The 21,004-nt window shown below is 73.4% G+C and carries 15 protein-coding genes and 1 pseudogene; 10 read left to right on the plus strand and 6 right to left on the minus strand.

Going from position 1 to position 21,004, the window contains the following annotated elements; translation table 11 throughout:
* Nucleotides 1-257 precede the first annotated feature (257 nt).
* The 4 genes from OO52_RS37125 to OO52_RS37140 form a co-directional block, all read right to left on the minus strand.
* Nucleotides 258-3,140 carry an FAD-binding and (Fe-S)-binding domain-containing protein gene (locus OO52_RS37125; RefSeq protein ID WP_030652674.1) on the minus strand — a complete coding sequence of 961 codons (2,883 nt, stop codon included), beginning with the start codon at nt 3,138-3,140 and terminating at the stop codon, nt 258-260.
* A gap of 15 nt (nt 3,141-3,155) precedes the next feature.
* On the minus strand, nt 3,156-4,322 hold the full coding sequence (locus OO52_RS37130; protein ID WP_030652678.1) for an anhydro-N-acetylmuramic acid kinase: 1,167 nt from the start codon (nt 4,320-4,322) through the stop codon (nt 3,156-3,158).
* Nucleotides 4,323-4,488: 166 nt separating this feature from the next.
* The gene (locus OO52_RS37135) at nt 4,489-6,060 is read right to left on the minus strand and encodes a sodium:solute symporter (RefSeq protein ID WP_030652683.1); all 1,572 of its coding nucleotides are present in this window, start codon (nt 6,058-6,060) and stop codon (nt 4,489-4,491) included.
* A gap of 8 nt (nt 6,061-6,068) precedes the next feature.
* On the minus strand, nt 6,069-7,067 hold the full coding sequence (locus OO52_RS37140; protein ID WP_030652686.1) for an N-acetylglucosamine kinase: 999 nt from the start codon (nt 7,065-7,067) through the stop codon (nt 6,069-6,071).
* Nucleotides 7,068-7,294: 227 nt separating this feature from the next.
* On the opposite strand from OO52_RS37140, the gene OO52_RS37145 reads away from it, so the two are divergent.
* From OO52_RS37145 to OO52_RS37160, 4 genes are all read left to right on the plus strand, one after another.
* Nucleotides 7,295-8,236 carry a MurR/RpiR family transcriptional regulator gene (locus OO52_RS37145; RefSeq protein ID WP_030652689.1) on the plus strand — a complete coding sequence of 314 codons (942 nt, stop codon included), beginning with the start codon at nt 7,295-7,297 and terminating at the stop codon, nt 8,234-8,236.
* A 199-nt stretch (nt 8,237-8,435) separates the two neighbouring features.
* Nucleotides 8,436-9,332: an N-acetylmuramic acid 6-phosphate etherase gene (murQ, locus tag OO52_RS37150; RefSeq protein ID WP_030652691.1), complete on the plus strand. Its 897-nt coding sequence runs from the start codon at nt 8,436-8,438 to the stop codon at nt 9,330-9,332.
* 131 nt (nt 9,333-9,463) lie between these two features.
* Entirely contained in the window at nt 9,464-11,035 is a 1,572-nt protein-coding gene (locus OO52_RS37155; protein ID WP_234339867.1) for a glycoside hydrolase family 30 protein, read from the plus strand.
* Nucleotides 11,036-11,187: 152 nt separating this feature from the next.
* Nucleotides 11,188-12,234 (plus strand): helix-turn-helix transcriptional regulator, encoded by a 1,047-nt coding sequence (locus OO52_RS37160; protein WP_030652695.1) that lies wholly within the window; start codon nt 11,188-11,190, stop codon nt 12,232-12,234.
* Nucleotides 12,235-12,330: 96 nt separating this feature from the next.
* On the opposite strand, the gene OO52_RS37165 is transcribed toward OO52_RS37160, so the two are convergent.
* Together OO52_RS37165 and OO52_RS37170 are read right to left on the minus strand one after the other, a co-directional pair.
* Nucleotides 12,331-14,826 carry a carboxypeptidase regulatory-like domain-containing protein gene (locus tag OO52_RS37165; protein ID WP_030652697.1) on the minus strand — a complete coding sequence of 832 codons (2,496 nt, stop codon included), beginning with the start codon at nt 14,824-14,826 and terminating at the stop codon, nt 12,331-12,333.
* 327 nt (nt 14,827-15,153) lie between these two features.
* On the minus strand, nt 15,154-16,062 hold the full coding sequence (locus tag OO52_RS37170; RefSeq protein WP_030652699.1) for an AraC family transcriptional regulator: 909 nt from the start codon (nt 16,060-16,062) through the stop codon (nt 15,154-15,156).
* 118 nt (nt 16,063-16,180) lie between these two features.
* Here OO52_RS37170 and OO52_RS37175 point away from each other — a divergent pair, with 118 nt between their 5' ends.
* The 6 genes and pseudogenes from OO52_RS37175 (at nt 16,181) to nhaA (ending at nt 20,912) form a co-directional block, all read left to right on the plus strand.
* Nucleotides 16,181-17,140: an SDR family NAD(P)-dependent oxidoreductase gene (locus tag OO52_RS37175; RefSeq protein ID WP_030652701.1), complete on the plus strand. Its 960-nt coding sequence runs from the start codon at nt 16,181-16,183 to the stop codon at nt 17,138-17,140.
* Between the two features lie 48 nt (nt 17,141-17,188).
* On the plus strand, nt 17,189-17,317 hold the full coding sequence (locus OO52_RS54070; protein ID WP_267885029.1) for a hypothetical protein: 129 nt from the start codon (nt 17,189-17,191) through the stop codon (nt 17,315-17,317).
* A 227-nt stretch (nt 17,318-17,544) separates the two neighbouring features.
* Nucleotides 17,545-17,862 (plus strand): annotated as a pseudogene (locus OO52_RS37180) (YgaP-like transmembrane domain); the annotation flags it as partial.
* 257 nt (nt 17,863-18,119) lie between these two features.
* Nucleotides 18,120-18,479 carry a hypothetical protein gene (locus tag OO52_RS37185; protein WP_231406222.1) on the plus strand — a complete coding sequence of 120 codons (360 nt, stop codon included), beginning with the start codon at nt 18,120-18,122 and terminating at the stop codon, nt 18,477-18,479.
* A gap of 92 nt (nt 18,480-18,571) precedes the next feature.
* Nucleotides 18,572-18,841 (plus strand): DUF2630 family protein, encoded by a 270-nt coding sequence (locus OO52_RS37190; protein WP_030652705.1) that lies wholly within the window; start codon nt 18,572-18,574, stop codon nt 18,839-18,841.
* Nucleotides 18,842-19,016: 175 nt separating this feature from the next.
* On the plus strand, nt 19,017-20,912 hold the full coding sequence (gene nhaA, locus OO52_RS37195) for a Na+/H+ antiporter NhaA (protein WP_030652707.1): 1,896 nt from the start codon (nt 19,017-19,019) through the stop codon (nt 20,910-20,912).
* Nucleotides 20,913-21,004 lie beyond the last annotated feature (92 nt).

The raw sequence follows: 21,004 nt of genomic DNA on the forward strand, positions 1-21,004 counted from the left end.
GGCAGTCAGGAGTCGCCGCTTGACGGGTGGTCCGGTAGCAGGTCCGTGTGGCTCCGGCAGGGGGATCATGACGCCCGGAGTCGGCCGCGGCAGGCGATTCGGCGCCGGATCCGCGATGGCCCGGACACCGGAAGGCCCCCGCATGACCCACCCCGACCAGCGCGCGCCCCGAGGGGAGATCCCCTGCATCCGCCCGGCAGGCGGCGGCGAGGCAGCGGTGCGGCCGCCCCGGCGGGGGCCGTGCCGACGCGTCGCCCTCAGGCCGTGGCCTCGTCGAGGAGTTCCAGGACGTGCCGGTAGGGGTGGCCCGTGGCCCGGGTCATGCCCAGCTCGCAGGTGCGGTTGCAGGAGGCGTACGCGTCGTACGTGCCCGCGTTCAGCTCGGCTGCCTGGGCGGCGACGGCGGACGCGGTGATCTCCGGGTGCAGCAGGCCCCGGTCCCCGGCGAACGCGCAGCAGCCCCAGTTGTCGGGGACGGTCACCTCGTCGCTCACCGCCGCGGCCACGGTGCGCAGGGCGGTCTCGATGCCGAGGTGCACCGTGGAGCAGGTGGGATGCAGGGCGAGGCCGGCCAGGCGCCGGGGCTCGGGCAGGGCGGGGAGCAGGTGCTCGGCGGCGAACACGACGCTGTCGACGACGCGCAGCGACGCGAAGCGGGCGCGGTCGGACTCCGGGAGGGCGTCGCGCAGTTGGTCGAGGCCGTGCGTGCAGGACGAGGCGTCGCACACCACCGGCAGCCGGCCGTGCTCGCTCGCCTCCCACAGCGCTTCCAGGGTGCGCTCGGCCATGGTGCGGTACCCGGCGGTGTACCCCTTGGACTGCCAGGGGGTGCCACAGCACAGCCCGTCCAGACCCGGGGGCACGGCGACGGGAACGCCGGCCCGCGCGCACAACCGCAGAAAGGCCGCCGCCGCGCCGGTCGCGCCGCGGGGCCTTCCCCCTCCGCCCTCCTCCGGGGCGAAGAGACTGCCGATGCACGCGGCGAAGAACACCGCGCGGGCTCCGGCCGGGTGGCCGGCTGCGGGGCGGGCGGGGCCGCCCTTGGGGATGTCGTCGGTCCAGGCCGGTACCAGCTCGCCCGCGCCGAGGCGGCGGAGCGCGCCGGTGGCGGTGCGCAGGACGGGGGAGGGGACGGCGTGGGCCGTGTTCAGGGCCACGCGTACGGCCTTCACGGTGGTCCCCCAGTGCCGGGCCACCGCGTTCCCCGCGCGCTGCGCAACCGCACCGTGCCCCTCGGCGCGCAGGCGTTTCATCACCGCCCCGGTGTCGATGGTGACCGGGCACGCGGTGACGCAGAGGCTGTCGGCCGCGCAGCTCTCGACGGCCGCGTAGCCGTAGTCCTCGGACAGCGCGCGCCGCCGCTCCTCGTCCCCCGCCGCCGTGGCCAGCGCGATCTCCCGCCGCAGGGCGATGCGCTGACGCGGTGTCGTGGTGGCGTCCGCGGTGGGGCACACCGGCTCGCAGTAGCCGCACTCGACACACGCGTCGACGGCGGGGTCGACCTGCGGGATGCTCTTGAGGTTGCGCAGGTGCGCGCTCGCGTCGTCGTCCAGGAGTACGCCCGGGTTGAGCACCCCGTGCGGGTCGCACAGCCGCTTCAGCTCGCGCATCACGTCGTACAGCTCGTCGCCGTACTGCCGGCGCACGAACGGCGCCATGGCCCGCCCGGTGCCGTGCTCGGCCTTCAGCGTGCCCCCGGCGTCCAGGACGAGGTCGACCATGGCGTCGGTGAACCGGGCGTAGCGCTCGACCTCGGAGGCGGAGTCGAAGTCCTGGGTCAGCATGAAGTGGAGGTTGCCGTCGCGGGCGTGGCCGAAGATCACCGCGTCCTGGTAGCCGTACCGGTCGAAGAGACCGGTCAGGCCCTCGCAGGTACGCGTCAGCCGGTCCATCGGCACCGCGATGTCCTCCAGCAGCGCGGTGGTGCCGGGACGGCGCGCGCCCGCGACGGCGGTGTACAGGCCCTTCCGCAGGTGCCAGAGCCGGGCCCGCGCGCGCGGGTCGCCGACGAGTTCGGTGCCGGTGACGGCGGGCAGCCGGTCCAGGGCACCCCGCGCGTCCGCCACCCGCTCCGCCAGCAGCTCGGCGTCCTCCTCGGCGAATTCCACCAGGAGGGCCGCGTGCCGCTCCACGCGCAGACCCCGCACCTCGTCGACGGGGTCGGGGGCCTGCTGCGCCACCCGCAGCGACGCCGCGTCGAGGAGCTCGGCGGTCCGGGCCCCGGCCGCCAGCAGTGCGGGCAGGGCGTCGGTGGCCTCGGCGAGCCCGGGCAGCACCAGCAGACCGGTGGCGGTGTGCGGCAGCAGGGGAACGGTGCGGAAGACGGCCTCCCCGACGAAGCCGAGGGTGCCCTCGCTGCCGATCATCAGATGGGCGAGGATGTCGGCCGGTTCGTCGTGGTCCAGGAACGAGTTGAGCCCGTAGCCCATGGTGTTCTTCATCGAGAACAGCCGCTCGACGGTGGCGCGGGACCGGGCCGAGCCGCGCACGCGGTCGCGCAACCGCAGCAGGCCCGCGTGCAGTTCGGGTTCGCGGGCGCGCAGCGCCCGGTCCGCGTCGGGGAGCGCGGTGTCGACCACGGTGCCGGAGGGCAGCACGAACTGCAGGGACTCCATGGTCCGGTAGGCGTTGTCCCGGGTGCCGCAGTTCATGCCGCTGGAGTTGTTGGCGACCAGGCCGCCGATGGTGCAGGCGGACTCGCTGGCCGGGTCGGGTCCGAGCCGGCGTCCGTACCGGGCGAGCCGCGCGTTCACCTGCCGCACGGTCAGCCCCGGCTGCACCCGGATGCGCAGGCCGTCGTCGAGGACCTCGGCGCCGCGCCACGCGCTGCGGACGTCCACCAGGATGCCGTCGCCGCCCGCCTGTCCCGCGAGACTGGTGCCCCCCGAGCGCAGCGTGAGCGGCAGCCCGGCCGCGCGGGCACCGGCCATCAGGGCACCCACCTCGGCCGCCGACACGGCACGCACCACCGCGCGCGGGGTGAACAGGTACGGAGAGGCGTCGTGGGCGGCGGCGATCCTGCGGGGGACGTCGGTCGTGACCCTGGCCGGGTCGTCGACGCACGCGGACAGCAGCTCGGCCAGGTGGTCGGGCCGGTCGACCGCGTGCGCGGTTGCGGAGGAGGCGTCGGAGGGGCTCATGGGTCCTCGGGTGGGTCAGACGATCCGCAGCAGGCGCGGCGGCCGTGCGACGGGTGCGGGCAGGCGCAGCGGCGCCAGGCCGGGGGTGATGCTGCCGAGCAGCGTGGCCCTGGTGGCGCCGGTGGCGGAGGGATGGGTGCCGGGCAGGCCGTGGACCGTGAGGAAGCCCAGGACGGCGAAGGCCAGGGCCTCCTTGGCGTCGGAGGGCAGCCCCAGGTCGTCGCTGCGGCGCACCGGAACGCCGGGCAGCTCTTCGCCGATCATGCGCATGAGCACCGGGTTGCGGGTGCCGCCGCCGGAGGCGACGAGCTGGGTGACCCCGTGCGCGCGGCAGGCGTCCGCCACGGTCACGGCGGTCAGCCGGGTCAGCGTGGCCAGTACGTCGTCGGTGGCGGGCGTGGGTACGGCGTCGAGCGCCCGCAGCAGGTACGGCAGGTGGAAGTGCTCCTTGCCGGTGGTCTTCGGGGCGGCCCGGCGGTAGTAGGGGTCCGCCAGCAGGAAGCGGAGCAGCTCGGGACTGACCTGTCCGGCGGCGGCCCGGCGTCCGTCCGCGTCGTAGGCGGTGCCGTCGCCGGTGAAGTGCCGTACGGCCGCGTCGAGCAGGGCGTTGGCGGGACCGGTGTCGAAGGCCAGCGGCTCGGCGCCGGGCGCGAGGACGGTGACGTTGGCGATGCCGCCGAGGTTCAGGGCCGCCGGGGTGCCGGGAAGGGCCCGCAGCAGCAGGGTGTCGGTCAGGCCGACCAGCGGGGCGCCCTGGCCGCCGGCGGCGACGTCCCTGCTGCGCAGGTCGGAGACGACGGGCAGCCCGGTCTCCTCGGCGATCCAGGCCGGCTGGCCGAGCTGCAGGGTGCCGCGGACGACGCCGTCCTCGACCCAGTGGTGCATGGTCTGGCCGTGCGAGACCACCAGGTCCGCCGCCCCCGCGCACAGCTCCCGCAGGGCACGCGCCGCCGCCGTGGCGAAGGCCTGCCCGATGCCGCTGTCCAGCGCGCAGACGGCCTGCGTGGTCGTGGTTGCCGGCGGCAGGGTCGCGGCGATCAGGCCGCGCAGGTCGTCCGGGTAGGGCACGGAGAGATGTCCGAGGGACCGCAGCAGCAGGGTCTCGCCGTCCAGGGTGAGGTCGGCGGCGGCCGCCTCGATCGCGTCGTACGACGTGCCGGACATCAGCCCGATCACCCGCATGGCCCCTCCTGGACCGTCCCCCGCCCGCCCGGCGGACGGAGTGCTCTGCGACTGGGACATGGTGCGTGCCTCCGGGGGAGCGTGGGTGGGAGGAAGGGGGGGCAGGTGCGGTCTTCGCTCTCCGGCGGGGGGCGACCGTGTCGGCTCGCCCCCCGCCGGGCGGGCGTCAGTCCCGCTGGACGGCTGCCGTGACCCGCCCCTCGTCCGGGCCCGGCGCGCCGTCGACGGGCCGGGCCGCCTCGGGCTCGGGGGCGCGGTGGAACAAGCTCATCAGACCGCCGACGACGAGGGTGACCACCACGCCGATCGGGACCAGCCATTGCGCGGCGATGGCCGTCGGCACGGTGGCGCCGCCCACGGTCACGTCGATCTTCACCTCGCGCACGATGTACGTCATCACCGCGATCGTCACCAGGAACGCCACCACGGAGTCGACCTCATTGGCGCGCCGGACGATCCGGCCGAGCAGGAACGCGCCGAGCAGGGCGCCGTAGGTGTAGCCGGCGATGGTCAGGCCGGTGAGGTAGACGTTCCCGGTGCTGGTGCTGAACGCGCAGGCGAAGACCGCCATCAGGGCCGCCCACACCAGCGTCATCACCCGGGCGAGCTTCAGCAGGGACGCCTCGGAGGGCGTCGTACGGAAGAAGCTGTGGATGATGTCGGCGACGGTCGAGTTCGACATGGAGTTCAGCGCCGAGGACAGCGAGCCCATGGCGGCGCCGAGGATGCCGGCCACGAGCAGGCCGGAGATCACCACGGGCAGCCCGTGCAGGATGAAGTTCGGGTACAGGTTGTCCGAGCTGTTCAGGCCCAGTTCCTTGAAGCTCTTGCCCTCGTTGTACGACCACAGCAGCGCGCCCACGAGAGAGAACGCCGCGAACTGGAAGGTGACGAAGACGCCGGAGGCGATCATGGCCTTCTGGCCGTCGCGCAGGGACCGGGTGGCCAGGATGCGCTGGACGATGAGCTGGTCGGAGCCGTGGCTGGCCATGGCGAAGATCGCGCCGCCGATGATGGCGGTGGGCAGGGCGAACGGGCTCGTCAGGATGTGCGCCAGGTCGAAGTCGGTGTCGAACAGCTTGAACTCGCCCGCGTGCAGGGCCCGCGAGAAGCCGGCGCCGCCGACGTGCCCGGACAGGACCGCGATGGCGAGGATCGCGCCGCCCAGGTAGAGGCCCATCTGGATGGCGTCGGTCCAGATGACCGCCTTGATGCCGCCGAGGTAGGTGTACACGACGGTGATCACGGTGAGCACGATGATGATGAGGCGGTAGCTCGCGTGCACGCCGAACTCGTCGAGCAGCAGCTTGATGGGGATCGCGGAGGCGAACAGCCGGACGCCCTCGGCGAGGAGCCGGGTGAAGACGAAGGTGACCGAGGCCAGCCCCTGGAGCTTCAGCCCGAATCTGGTCCCCAGGTACTGGTAGGCGCTGACGAAGCCGCCCCGCTTGTACAGGGGGATGAGGACGGTGGCGACGACGACGCGGCCGATGACGTAGCCGAGGGCCAGTTCGACGTTGCCGAAGCCCTGTCCGCTGTAGGCGCCGCCGGGCACGCTGATGACGGTGAGCACGCTGGTCTCGGTGGCGACCACGGAGAACGACACCGTCCACCACGGCATGCTGCCCTCGCCGACGAAGTAGTCCTTCGCCGTCTTCTGCCGGCCGGCCAGGCGCAGTCCGATCACGGCGATCGCCACCAGGTAGACGACGATCACCACGAGGTCGAGTTGGCGCACGCTCTCTCCTAAGCAACGGCCGGCGGGGAGACCGGCGGGGTGGGGACAGGGGGGAAGGGGGCCGTCCGCCGGACGCGGACGACATGGGGTTCGTGCGGCCTGCGGGCGTCCAGGGCCAGCAGGCGCGCGCCGTCCAGCGGGTCGCCGAGCGGGGGCCGGAGCCGCAGGGGGCGCGGGAAGCCGGCGAGCGCCGAGCGCAGCGGCCCGAGCAGCGGTTCACCGAGGCCGGTGAGCCCGCCGGTGACGGCGACGTCGAGGCCGTCGCCGCCGATCCGGCGGGCCGCGGCGAGCACGGCCTCGCCGAGCGCGGTGGCGGCGTCCCGGACGATCGCCGAGGCCGCCGGGTCACCCGCGGCGGCCGTGCGCGCGACGTCCGGTGCGAAGGACGCGGCGGTGCGGGCGGGGTTGCCGTCGCGGCCCAGGGCCAGCGGCAGCCGGTCGGGGTCACCGAAGCGCTCGGTGGCGGCGGCCAGCAGCGCGGTGTCCGGGCCGCGTCCGTCGTGGGCGCGCAGCGCGGCCCGCAGCCCGGCGGTGCCGATCCAGGCGCCGCTGCCCTCGTCGCCGAGCCAGGGACCCCAGCCGTCGACGCGGGCGAACGTGCCGTCGTCCCCGATGCCGATGGCCACCGAGCCGGTGCCGATCGCGAGCACGACGCCGGTACGGCCGCCCAGCGCGCCGGCGTGGGCGGTGACCGCGTCGCTGGTGACGGCCACCTCCTCGGCGGACAGGTCGTCCAGGAGCAGGCCGGCCAGGGCGCGGGCCGCGTCCGGTGCGGCAGCGGCACCCGCCGCGCCCACGCAGACGGCCGACGGCCGGACGGACGGCTCCCGCGCCAGGAGGGGCCGGACGGCGGCGAGCACGGCCGCACGGGCCGTCGTCACCCCGTCGTCGGTGGCGAGCCCGGGGGCGCCGGGCACCTCGTGAACGTCTCGGGCGGGGCCGGCGCCGTCCCACAGCACGGCACGGCAGCCGGTCTTGCCCAGGTCCACCGCGACTGCTGCTGTCATGCGGCACGCCTTCGTGTGTCCAGGGGATCCGTCACGTCGAACGGTCACAGGGTGGCCAGGAGGCCAGTGGCCGGCGCGGATCGCGGTGCAGCGAGTATCAGAAGGCGAACCTCCGGATGTCAATAAGTAACCTCATCGGGTGAGGTCCGTAAATTTTTGACGCACCTCGCGGGGCCTGGTTACTGTGGCGCCACCCACAAGGGCGTCCCCCCAGGAGGCAGCGGTCCATGGCCGGCCAGAAACCACCCCGCACCCCGGCCCGGCCGGCGGACGAGTCCCCCGCCGGAACCCTGGCGCGCATCCGGGCGGAACTGCCCGCCATGGCACCGTCGGAACGGCGGGTGGCCGACGTCGTCCTGGCCGATCCCGCGCAGGCGTCTGAGCTGTCCATCAGCGCGCTCGGCCGGCGGGCGGACACCTCGGTGGCCACGGTCATGCGCTTCTGCCGGACGATAGGCATCACCAACTACCCCCAGCTGCGCCTCGCCCTCGCCGCCGCCGCGGCCCGCGAACACGCCCTCGACGGCGAGCGCCCGATGCCGAGCACCGACATCAGCGCCACCGACACGCTGAGCGAGATCGTCGAGAAGATCGTCTACAACGAGGTACGGGCCCTGGAGGACTCCGGGGCCGGGCTGGACGTCGACGTCCTGGGCCGGGCGGTGGACGCCGTGGCGGGAGCGCGGCGGATCGACATCTTCGGCGTCGGCGCCAGCGCCTTCGTCGGCCAGGACCTGCACCAGAAGCTGCACCGCATCGGTCACATGGCGTTCATCTGGACCGACCGGCACGCGGCCCTCACCGCGACGGCCCTGCTCGGACCCGGCGACGTGGCCCTCGCGATATCCCACTCCGGGGAGACCGAGGACACCGTCGAGCCGCTCCAGGCCGCCGCCGCGCGCGGAGCCACCACCATCGCCCTCACCAACGTCCCCCGCTCCGCGCTGGCGCGCAGCGCGGACCTCGTGCTGACGACCTGCGCCCGGGAGACGCCCTTCCGGTCCGGCGCGACCGTCAGCCGTATCGCCCAGCTCGCCGTCGTCGACTGCCTGTTCGTCGGCGTCGCCCAGCGCGGCTTCGACGCCGCGACCGCTGCGCTGCACGAGACGTACGAGGCGGTCCGGCGCAGGACCCCACAGCCGGGACGCCGCGCGCAGACCGGTGACTGAGGACGAGCCGGCACCGAGACCCTGCCGGGGTGCTCCGCAGGAGCGTCAGCGCTCCGACCACCAGCCCGCCGACAGCCTCCGCCCCCGCCTCCGAGCCTTCGGCTCCGACCAGCAGCCCCGCCCCCGAGCCTTCGGCTCACACCCGGAGCCCCCGGCCCCGGCCAAGAACTCGAGTACCGCCCAGGAAAGGAAAAGCGCCGTGGACCTCAGCACTCTCGGCACCGAGACCCGCAACGAGCGGACCGCCGACCTCGACCGCATGCCGGTCGGCGAACTGCTGTCGGTCATGAACGACGAGGACCAGACGGTCGCCCTCGCGGTGCGCGGCGCCCTCCCGGAGATCGGCACCGCCGTCGAGGCGATCACCGCCTCCCTGCGCCGGGGCGGACGGCTGATCTACCTCGGCGCCGGCACCAGCGGCCGCATCGGCCTGCTCGACGCCGTCGAGTGCCCCCCGACCTTCGGCACCGCCCCGGAACAGGTGGTGGGCCTGCTCTCCGGCGGGCCCGGCGCGTTCGTCGTCGCGGTCGAGGGCGCCGAGGACGAACCCGAGCGGGCCGCCGCCGACCTCGACGAGATCGGCGTGAACGAGCGGGACACGGTCGTCGGGCTCGCCGCCAGCGGCCGTACCCCCTACGTCGTCGGCGGCCTGAAGCACGCCGCCGCCAAGGGCGCGACGACGGTGTCGGTCGCCTGCAACCGCGACGCGGTGATCAGCCGCTACGCGGACATCCCCATCGAGGTCCCCACCGGGCCCGAGATCCTCACCGGGTCGACCCGGCTGAAGGGCGGCACCGCCGAGAAGATGGTCTGCAACATGCTCTCGACCGCTTCCATGGTCCGCCTGGGCAAGGTCTACGGGAACCTGATGGTCGACGTCCGGGCCAGCAACGAGAAGCTGCTCGACCGCGCCCGCCGCATGGTCGTCGAGGCGACCGGCGCGGACCCCGACGCCGCCGCCGAGGCGCTGCGGGCGGCCGGCGGCCACGCCAAGACCGCCATCGTCATGCTCCTCGCGCACTGCACCGCCGAGGAGGCCGTCCGGCGCCTGGAGAAGGCCGACGGCGACACGCGGACGGCGGTGGGCCGCCCCTGAACGAAGCGGCCCCGAGGCTTACTTCAAACCTTGACTTAACATCACGGAATTGCTTGGATCCGGAGCGGTCGCGCGCCGCCGGCACCCCAGCGGCGCCGACCACCGACACCCCCGGAGCCCAGGGAGCAGGCGTGAGACGTCATCTCACCGCACTAGCGGCCGTCACGACCATGACCTTGTCCGCGCTGGTCGGCGCGGGCCCCGCCGCGCACGCCGACCGGGCCGCGGGCGGGCCGCCCGGACACGGCCGGATCGTGACCGGCACCTACTCCACCGGCGCCGCGCGGGCCTGGCTGCCGCTGCCGGCGGTCAGGACGGACACCGACCCCGGCGGCCCGGTGGCCGCCACCGTCGTCGCGGACCCGGACGCCGTCCGGCAGCAGTACGCGGGCGTGGGCTTCTCCCTGGACGAGACGAGCGTGTCCAACCTGTGGAAGCTCACCCCCGCCAAGCGCGAGGAGGCCATCCGGCTGCTCGTCGACCCCGTGCACGGCGCGGGCCTGGACCGGTTCCGGCTGACGATCGGCAGCCCCGACCTCATCGAGCACCTGCCGTTCTGGTCGGAGGACGACCTGCCCGCCGGCGTCACCGAGGACTTCGGGCTGAAGCACTTCTCCATCCGGCGGGACATCGACCTGCACATCATCGACACGATCAAGCTCATCCAGCGCTACAACCCCCACGCCACCTTCTTCGCGTCGGCGTGGAGCGCGCCGGCGTGGATGAAGACGAACAACCGGCTCACCGGCCAGGTCGCGCTCAAGCCCGGCAGCAGCACGGAGTACTACCAGGTCGGCAAGTTGCGGGACGACTGCATCGACGTCTTCGCCCGCTACTACGTCAAGTTCGTCCAGGCGTACGCCCGGCACGGCATCCGGGTCGACGCCCTGACCCTGCTGAACGAGCCGGGCATGGACGTCGTCTACCCGGCCATGGACATCAGCGTCGCCCAGCAGCAGAAGCTGGCCCTGGCGATCAAGCGCGAGTTCCGGGCCGCGCGGCTGGACACCGGGCTGTACGTGCACGACTTCAACTTCTGGGACTGGCGCGACCCGGGCAGCACGGCCACCAAGAACTACCACCGCATCTTCGACGACGCCCCCGACGGCTCGGTGACCGGCGAACAGGTCCGCCAGGCGGCCGACGCCATCGCCTTCCACCCCTACTGGGGGGACCCGCGCGTCATGCGCGACGCCTACGAACAGACGGGCAAGCCGGTCCAGCTCACGGAGACGAGCGACCTGTCGCCCTCGACCATCCTCGACGACTTCCGCCTCGACGCCGGGTCCTACATCCTGTGGGCCCAGACGACCGACCAGGACGGCGGGACACTGCACTGGACACCGGCCCGGGACAACGACGTCGACTGGGACCAGGTCGCGGCCACCACCAAGTGGCGGGACCGGCTGGTGACGGTGAACACGGCCACGCGCGACTTCACCGTCCGCGACGAGCTGTACCCGATCGGGCAGTTCGCCAAGTACCTCTCGCCCGGCGACGTACGCCTCGAATCCAGCGACGCCGAGCACGGCATCGGCAACGTGGTCTACCGCACGAGGAACGGCAGCTTCGTCGCCGTCCTCGGCAACAGCACCCACACCGACAGCAAGGTCCGGATCTCCGTCGCCGGCCAGACGTTCGTGGTGACGGTCCCGGCGGACTCCTTCGCCACCTACCGCTGGCGGAGCGGCCCCGGCCACTGACATCCCGCCGAGGAGAACTCCCCGGCGGTCGCGTCGCGCGGACCGCTCCACGGTCGCGGTACCGGGTCGTCGCGTACACCGATTTACTGGAGGGTGATGGCGGTCTTGCGCCATGCCTTCGGGCCGCCGCGAGCAGGGGAGTGTCGGAACACATGGATGGGACGCCGGGCGGCCCGTGGCCGGGGACCGGACTGGACCCGCTGGCCGGGCGGGTGTTGGAGTACCTGGTGACCGTGCCGTCGGCGGACACCGTCCAGGTGGCGGCGGCGGTGGGCGAGCCCGGGCCGGCGGCGGAGGAGGCCCTGCGGCGGCTGGAGGACGCCTCGTTGGCGCTGCGCGTCGACGGTGTGACGGCGCGGTGGGCGGCCGGCCCCCCGCGCGCGTCGCTCGGCGTGCTGCTGGCCCGCCGCCGGGCCGAACTGGCGCGCGCCGAGGCCCTGGTGGAGCGGCTGCACGCGACGTACGAGGAGGTGTCCGCGCCACGCGCCGCGCATCTGGTGGAGGCGCTGGAGCGCGAGGAGGAGGTGTCGGCCCGCTACGGCCAGCTCCTGAAGGGGACGACGACCGAGGTGCTGCACCTGGCCAAGCCTCCGTACGTGACCGGACAGCACGGTTCCGCCAGGGACATGGGCGTGGCGGACGGGGTGCGGATGCGGTCGGTGTACGAGACGGAGGGTTTCACCGACGCGGTCTCGCTGGAGACGGCGCTGCGCGGGACGGCGGGGGGCGGGCAGTTGCGGCTCGCCTCCCGGCTCCCGGTGAAGCTGGTGGTGTTCGACCGGGCGGCCGCGCTGTTGCCGGTGCGCGGGGACCGGCCGGCGGCGGGCTCCCTGGTGGTGCACTCGCCGGCGCTGGTGGAGGCGCTGGTGGCGCTGTTCGAGAGCGTGTGGGAACGGGCCGAGCCGGTGTCCCTGGCGACCCGGCGCGAGGGTCCGCTGCCGCCGGTGCCCGCACCCTTGCCGGAGGACCCGGCGCCCCAGAGCGACCCGCAGGCGGTACGGCCGGACCGGCGGACCCGCGAGATCCTGCATCTGATGGCCACCGGGATGAAGGACGACACGATCGCCCGCGTGCTGAAGGTGAGCCGGCGCACGGTGCAGAAGCACGTCAGCGAGGCCGGGGCCCTGCTGGGCGCCCGCACCCGGTTCCAGATCGCGCTGCTGGCGGCGGAGCGGGGATGGCTGGCGGAGCGGCCCTGACCGGGTGCCGACGGCGCCTTCGTGTCCGCGGCGGTGCCGGTGGCGTACCCCCGACGGGATACGCCACCGGCGACCGGGTGGCTCAGCCGTGGCAGGTCACGGCCGCGCCCTGAGCGCGAAGCTCCTTTCGGTGACGCGGTCGCCGTGCACCATGGCCCGCCGGGCCAGTGGCGCGTAGCCGTCCGCCGTCGCGCGCAGGCTGTGCAGCCCGGGCCCGGCCGTGAACAGCGTGTACAGGCCGTCGCCGACGGCCGGGTCCTCGGGCGTGGCCACCGTACGCGCGACAGCGTCCGGTGCCGAGGCGTCCGTCACCGTGGCGCCCACGACGCCGTGGCCGGTGCCGGCGTCCTTGACGGTGCCGGTGGCCAGCCCGCCCGGTACCGGCCGCAGCGTCCGGCCCTCCACGGTCACGTCGTCGACCTCCCAGAAGTAGGCCCAGTTCGCGACGAAGTGGAAGCGCAGCCGCACGGACGGCTGCCCGGCGTACTGCCGCAGCGGGACGCGCACGGTGACGTGGTCGGCCTGGCCGCCCGCCTTGGGGCCGCCCCACACGTTCTGCCAGGTGGTGCCGTCGTCGGTGCTGGCCTCCACGGTCATGTGCTGCTGGCTGAGGTTGGTGATGTAGCCGGTCCGGAACGTGAGGGCGGCCGACTGGGCGTCCGACAGGTCGTAGGCGGGGCTGATCAGCGAGGTGTCCTGGTGCGGTCCGAACGGCCCGCTGTCGCTCTCGATGACGGCGAAGGCGCCGCTGCCGCCCGTGGCGTTGCCCCGCTGGTTGGGGTCGTCGAACTGCCAGCCGTTGTCGCTGCCCGCGGCCTTCGTCACCGTCCAGCCCTGCGGTGCGGCCGTGGTGGAGTCGAAGCCCTCGGCGTGCTCGGTGCGGCGGAGGTCGTAGCCGACGGCGGTGGCCGCGTCGGGATCGGCGGTCAGTGCCGCGTCCACCGTCACGGGCCTGCCGCCCAGCTTCACCTCGCGGCTGAGCGCCTCGTACCCGGGCAGGGCGGCGGTGATGTCGAGGGTGTAGCCGTCCTCCTTCGGCAGGGAGATGTCGTAGTCACCGGTCACCGGGTCGGTCCAGACCGGTGCCTCAGGGGAACCCTCGACGGCGATCCTGGCGTACAGCGGCCAGCCGTGCCCGGAGCCGTCCCGGACGGTGCCGCGCACATGGGTGCGGGGCAGGGCCTTCAGACCGAAGTCGCGGGTCACGGTCGTACCGTCCGCGATGTCCACGGTGAGCGGGGCCGGGGACGCGTAGCCGAACGCCGTGACGGTGAGTCCGCCGACCTCGCCGGCGGGCAGGTTCAGCCTGTACGTGCCGTCCGCGCCCGTCGTGGCCACGTCGAGCCCGGAGCCGACGGTGGCGCCGGCGACGGGACCGCCGGTCTTCGCGTCCGTCACCGTGCCGGTGAGGGTGCCGCTCGGACCGCTGCGGAAGGCGGCCAGGCCGGACGGGGTGCCGAGGCCCGTGGGGCCGTCGTAGCCGGGTCCCGCGGCGCACAGGTACGCGGCGGCGCAGGTGCCGTTGGACCCGGAGGTGATGTCGTTCAGCCCCGGGCCGCCGGTGGCGTACGGGTAGGCGTTGGGATAGGTGCCCGGGCGGGGCGGGCCCGCCAGCGCGTAGGTGGCCGCGATCACCGGGGTGGCCGCGCTGGTGCCGCCGTAGCGCTGCCAGCCGGTGCCCTGGGAACCGAACGTCGAGTAGACGGCAACGTTGTCAGCGACCGCCGAGACATCGGCGACACTGCGCCCCGAGCAGCCGGTGTCCTTCTGGAACTCCGGTTTGGTCTGGTACGACGCACAGCCCGAGCCCGGGCCGTAGAAGCCCCGCTTCCACACGGTCTCGTCCCAGCCGCGCGGGCTGTCTGGGTCGGCGGTCAGATTCGTGCCGCCGACCGCCGTCACGGTGGGCAGGGTGGCCGGGAACGCGACGCCGTAGCCGTTGTCACCGCTCGCCGCGACGATCGCGACACCGGGGTGGTCGTAGGAGGACCCGTACATCTGCTGGTCCGAGGCGAAGTCACCCGCGCGGCCGTAGGAGTTGGAGACGTACTTGGCGCCCAGCCCCACGGCCTTGTCGACACCGGCCGCGAGCCGGTCCAGGCCGTCGTTGTCCGTCTCCACGAGCAGGATGTGCGCCCGGGGCGCGACGGCGGAGACCATGTCGAGGTCGAGGGCGATCTCGCCGGCCCACGTGTCGCTCGTCGTGGGGTAGTCCGTGCCGCCGCGCTGGTCGACCTTCTTGAAGCAGCCGTTGTCCGTGGTGCACGGCGGCAGACCGTACTGGGCGCGGTAGACCGCCAGGTCCGCCTCGGCGTTGGGGTTGTCGTAGGCGTCGACGATGGCGATGGTCTGTCCGGCGCCGCCGTCGGCCGGGAGGCTGTAGGCGCTCTGCAGGTCCTGCGGGCCGAGCCCCGGCGGCGTCTGTGCCGCGGCCAGCCGGAGCAGCGGGGGCTCGTCGGAGCGCATGGCGTAGCAGGACGCGTGCCCCTTGGCGGGTGTGCCGCACACGGGGGTCAGGTCGGTGCCGCCGGCCTGGTCGGCGGCGGACGCGGGCGGGGTGACGCCCAGGAGGACGAGGGTGGTGAGTCCCACGGCGGCGAGGCCGTGCCGGACAGCCCGGGAGACGGATATTCGGTCTCCGCGAAGCGAGGATGACGTCACTTCGTACCTAACGTGAACGGGCCCCCGGTCGAGGGCCGACTTCCGGACAATTAGCGGGAGCCGAATGACGAACTGTCAATACGTCTTGTGTTAACGGCGGATGACCCCAGCTCGCAGCCGGTTCTCACTTGCGCAGGAGCACGAAATGCCCTCGCCTCGCCGCTTGTCCGGCGGCCGTCCAGAAGTCCAGAATCCGTTCGGAACGAGTTCGGAGTCCGCGGAACGGCCGAGAATTCGAGGAATGGAAGGGAATTCCGGTCAGCTTTCCCGCCTGCGGTAGTCACGGGGTGACACTCCCGTGACCCGCTTGAAGGCGACGCTCAGGGCGCTCTCGGATCCGTAGCCCACGGACCGGGCGATGGCGGCCATCGTCTCGGTGCCGTCCCGCAGCCGCCGGGACGCGAGCTCGATGCGCCATCGCGTCAGGTATTCGAGCGGTCCCTGACCGACCGTGTCCTTGAAGCGTGCGGCGAGGGTCGACCGGGAGACCGCGCCGACGCGCGCAAGATCGGCCACCGTCCAGGAACGCGCCGGAGCCTCGTGCATGGCGCGCAGGGCCGCGGCCACCGCGGGATCGGCAAGACCGGCCAGCCACCCGGAGACCGCCCGGGGCTCGCGGGCGAGGTGGAGGCGCAGCACATGGATCAGCATGACGACGGCGAGGTGTTCCGCCATCAGCGTCGCGGCCGGCGGTCTGTGCAGCAGCTCGCGGTCGATCGCGGCAAGCGCCCACTCCACGGCCTCCGCCTGGGGGGTTCCGGCGGGCACATGGATGACCGGCGGCAGAGTGTCGAGCAGCAGCTCGTGCGCCCGGGCGCCGAAGGAGAAGCGACCGCCGATGAGGAGCACATCGTCGCCGTGCCCGACTCGTGCGGCACCGCCTTCGGCCCGGGCGAAGACGGGTCCCGCACTGATCGGAGCCGCCTCCGGGCCGCTGCTGAGCGTGAAGGGGCGCGGGCGGGTGAGGAGGTAGCAGTCACCGGCCGCCAGGGCGATCGCCTCGTCGACGCCGTCGACCTCGAGCACACAGCCCCCGCGTCGTACGGCGTTGAACTTCACTCCGGACGGCGCGTCGAACCGCACGGCCCACTGCCCGCCCGCCACGAGACTCGTGGACAGGTGGCCGCGGGTCTCCAACAGGGCCAGCACATCCTCCAGCGGATCCATCGGCAGCACCTCCCTCGGACGATGGCTGAAGTAGAGCGGACGCTCGATCATAGGACGTCCAGCGCCGCAGCCCTAAGGTCGGGATCGTGACAGCGATCCCGCTCCGGAAAGGCACCCTGTGAACGCCGAGCCCCTTCTGACCACCCCCTTCGACTCCGCCGCCACCGCTGCCGAGGTGATCGACGGCGTGGATCTCACCGGCCGCCGCGCCCTGGTCACCGGCGGCGCCTCCGGCATCGGCACCGAGACCGTCCGCGCCCTGGCCACCGCCGGCGCGGAGGTCACGATCGCCACCCGTCGGCCGGCGGCGGCGGAACCGCTCATCCGCGAACTCTCCGCCGTTCCCGGTGCCGGCCCGGTGCGGGCCGCGGCACTGGACCTGTCGGATCTGGCGTCGGTGGACTCCTTCGCACGGACATGGGGAGGGCCGCTCGACATCCTCGTCGCCAACGCCGGGATCATGGCCCTGCCCACCCGAACCGTCACCGCTCGCGGCTGGGAGATGCAGCTCGCCACCAACTTCCTCGGGCACTTCGCCCTGGCCACCGCGCTGCACGCCCCGCTGCGCGACGCGGGCACCGCCCGCGTCGTGGTCGTCAGTTCCGGCGCACACCGCACCGCGCCCTTCGACTTCGACGACCCCCACTTCACGCACCGCCCGTACGACCCCTGGGCGGCCTACGGGCAGTCCAAGTCCGCCGAGGTCCTGTTCACCGTGGCCGCCCGCCGCTGGGCGGACGACGGGATCACGGCCAACGCGCTCAACCCGGGCTACATCCTCACCGCCCTCCAGCGTCATCTCGACGACGACACCATGCGCGGGTTCGGAGTGATGGACGACGAGGGAAACCTCACCCCGCTCCCGCACTACAAGACTCCCGCCCAGGGAGCCGCGACCTCCGTGCTGTTGGCCGCGTCACCGCTGCTGAAGGGTGTGACCGGCCGGTACTTCGAGGACAACCAGGAGGCCCGGGTCGTCCACGGCGACGAGGACCAGCCCGGTGGCGTGGCCGCCCACGCCCTCGACCCGCGTGCGGCGGACCGGCTCTGGGAGTACGCGGCCGCCGCCATCCGCTGAGCCTGCGCGCCCTGGGGGGTGTAGACGGTTGGGCGGGGCGGTGTGGGCATGTTCGCGCCGATGAAGAAGCCGGGGTGCGGGGGCTGGTTGGAGGCGGTGTTCGGAACGGTCGACGGCACCGGCGCGGCCGTCGGCCGTCTGTCGGCCTTCGATGTTCGGCCATGGTGGGAATCGTGACTTTGCCGTCGCTCGAGCCGGGGGCGCCGGGTCCGGGGGCGGTGGCAGGGCTGTGTCAGCCTGCTGCCCCGACCCGCGGTGTCACGCGAGGTCTGTGAGCGTCGGCTCACGCGAGAGGCGGTCGGCTCAGGCGAGAGACAGGAACAGCTTCTCCAGCCGTGCTCTCATCTGTTCCCGGTCCCCGGCGTTGGCCGGTTCGGAGTCGCTGAGGCAGTGCTGCAGGCCCGGCCGGAGGAACCGCCGCCTGGACGGCCGGTGGCTACGACACGCACCGGCCCGAGGCCGCCACGAAGGCGACCTGGAGCATGGAACGCCAGGTCCGGTTCACCGCCGGTACGGTCGTGCTGCTGGGCCTCCTGCTCGGCCTGGCCGTCCATCCGGCCTTCCAGCTCCTGTCCGCCGGCATCGCGGGCGGCCTGGTCTTCTCCGCTGTCACCGACACCTGCGGAATGGCGGTCATGCTGGCCAGGCTTCCCCACAACCGCCCCCGCCGGGCCGACCTGGACGCCACACTCGCCCGACTGCGCGGCACCGCCGAGTCGTGAGCCGCGGGGCCGGGTCCGCGCTGCCCGGCCACCCGTGCGGGCGCACCTGCCGTGGCCGGCCCGATGACGCATCGCACCGGGTGTTCGCGCCCGGCACCTGCCGGTGGCCAGGCACCTTCCGGCGGACGGCGGCGTGCCGATCGGGTCGCCCCTGTGGATGATCGTACGGAGAGGAGGCCGGATGCCGGTATGCCTCATATGATCTGCATGTCTGACATGTACCGGCCTCGTTCGTCACCGCAAGGGAGACACCTGTGATGCGCTCGATCATGACGGGGACGGCCGCCGGCCTGCTGGGTGCCGCCGCGCTGTGCCTCGGGGCCCCGGCCCCTTCGTTCGCCGGTACGGACGCCGCCGCCCGGTCGTCGGTCGCGTACTGCGGTGCGGACAATGCCTCCGGGCTGGCGGTCTGGGCCGATCCGGCCGAGTCCTGCGCCGCCGCCCTGGAGGTCGCGAGCGCCTACACCAAGGCCGCGTCCAGCAGGACGGGCGCGCCCGCCACGATCCGGGTCGGCGCGACCACCTGGACGTGCCAGGAGCGTCAGGGCGACCCGAACCCGTACCAGGAGTGCGTCGACGCGAGCGACAGTGGCCGCCGGGTCGTTCTCTCGTCCTGACGCCGTTCCCCGTCCCGCCGTGGCGGATGTCCCGAACCTGCTGTTCAATGCATGGATCGAGTGATGCCGACTCATGGCGTGGGGAGAGACTCATGACGACGACGGGACCCGGTGCCGAGGGCGAGAAGGAGATCCTCGGACGCATCACGGAAATGATCAGCCAGGAGAAGGACCTGCGGGACCGCCTGGCGGACCACAGCATCGACCAGCCGACCGAGCAGGAACGCCTGGCGCGGCTGGAGACCGAACTCGACCAGTGCTGGGACCTGCTCCGGCAGCGCCGGGCCCGCGTCGCCGCGGGGCAGGACCCCGGGGAGGCCCAGGTGCGCCCGGCGTCGCAGGTGGAGGGTTACCTGTCCTGACGGCCGGCAGGTGACGGCGCCCGCCGACGTGCTGTCGCCGCCCGTGCGGTGCGTTCGTCCTCCCCTGTCCCCGCCCCCTGTCGCCCCCCGTGGAATGAACGCCCCGGCTGCCGCTGTTGCCCCGGCAGTGTCGGCTCCGGCACGAAACCCCGGCGCGAGGTGGAGATGAGCACGGATGAGCATGGCGTTCGCACCCGACGACCTTTCGGGCCAGACCGCCTGTTCCGGCTCCCGCTCGCCACTGCGCGACTTCCTGCGGACCGAGACCGGTAGCGCCGCCGTCCTGGTGACGGCGGCGCTCGTCGCGCTGGTGTGGGCCAACACGGCTCCGGCGGGCTACGCGTCGTTCTGGGAGACGCACCTGTCCGTGGGGATCGGCAGCCACGGCCTGTCGCTGCCGCTGCGGGAGTGGATCAACAGCGGACTGATGGCGCTGTTCTTCTTCGTCGTCGGGCTGGAGGCGCGCCGCGAGTTCGACATGGGCGAGCTGCGCGACCGCCGCCGTCTGGCGCTGCCGCTGGCCGCCGGGATCAGCGGCATGGTCGTACCGGTCGCCCTCTTCCTCGTGCTCAACGCGGGGCACCCGTCCGCGCACGGCTGGGGTGCGGCGATGTCCACCGACACCGCCTTCGCCCTCGGCATGCTCGCCGTCGTCGGGCACCGGTTGCCGAGCGGGCTGCGGATCTTCATCCTGACGATCACCGTGGTCGACGACTTCGTGGCCCTGGGCGTCATCGCGGTCGCCTACAGCGAGCACGTCGACGTACCGGCGCTGCTCGTCGCGGTCGCGGTGTTCGGCGTCATCCTGCTCGTCCGCGCGCTCGGGGTGCGCCGGGGCCTGGTCTACGCGCTGCTGGCGCTCGTCGCGTGGGTCGCGCTGCTGGAGTCGGGCGTCGATCCCGTGGTCATCGGCCTCGCCATGGGCCTGCTCACCTACGCCTATCCGGCGGCACGCGCCGACCTCGAACACGCCACGGGCCTGTTCCGGATGTTCCGCGAGCAGCCGACGCCCGAACTGGCACGTTCGGTGCAGGCCGGCCTCGCCTCCGCGATCTCGCCGAACGACCGGCTCCAGGGCCTGTACCACCCCTGGACCAGCTATCTCGTCGTCCCGCTGTTCGCCCTGGCCAACACCGGTATCCCGCTCGACGCCGACCAGCTCGCGCGGGCGTTCACCTCGCCGGTCACGCTCGGCATCCTGCTCGCGTTCGTCGTCGGCAAGCCGCTGGGCATCGTCGGGGCGTCCGCGCTGGCACACGGGCTCACCCGGGGGCGGGTCCGGCCGCCGGTCGGCTGGGGAGCCGTCGCGGCGGGCGGCGCCATGGCCGGGACGGGCTTCACCGTCTCCCTGCTCATCGCGACCCTCGCCTTCCAGGGGACACAGCTCGCGGACGCCAAGATCGGCATCCTGAGCGCGCTGGTCGGCTCCTTCCTGACCAGCCGGCTCATCACCGCGGTCCTCGCGGCGCTGCCGCGCCGGCTGCGGCAGCGGGCGCTGCTCGGCGACGCCGAGACGCTCGTCGACCTGGCGGTGCCGGTCGATCCCGACCGCGACCACGTGCGGGGGCCCCGGCACGCGCCGGTGACCGTCGTGGAGTACGGCGACTACGAGTGCCCGTACTGCGGACAGGCCGAGCCGGTCGTCCGGGAGCTGCTCGGCGACTTCGGCGACGTGCGGTACGTGTGGCGTCACCTCCCCCTGACGGACGTGCACGTGCACGCCCAGCTCGCGGCCGAGGCGGCGGAGGCCGCGGCCGCGCAGGGCCGCTACTGGGACATGCACGACGTGCTGATGAGCCACCAGGGCGAGCTGCGCCTCGACCACCTGCGCAAGTACGCCGACGCCCTCGGTCTGGACACCCAGCGCTTCGACCGGGACCTGCGGTCCCACCGGGGCGCGGCGCGGATCGCCGAGGACGTGGAGTCGGCGGACCTCAGTCAGGTGGCGGGCACGCCGACGTTCTTCGTGAACGGGCGCCGGCACCACGGGGCGTACGACATCGGCAGCCTGTCGGCGGCCGTGCGGGCCGCCCGGGAGAGGGCGGCGATCGGGGCCCGCGGAGGGCGGTGAGGGCCGGGAATGCATCGCGGGCGGACGGTGTTGAGAGAACCGTCTGACATGTTCGAGTCAATCGGCTCGGGCGGTTGGCGGAAGGAGTCCCT

Origin of the sequence: Streptomyces flaveolus (assembly GCF_000716535.1) — a bacterium.
GTDB classification, from domain to species: Bacteria; Actinomycetota; Actinomycetes; order Streptomycetales; family Streptomycetaceae; genus Streptomyces; species Streptomyces flaveolus_A.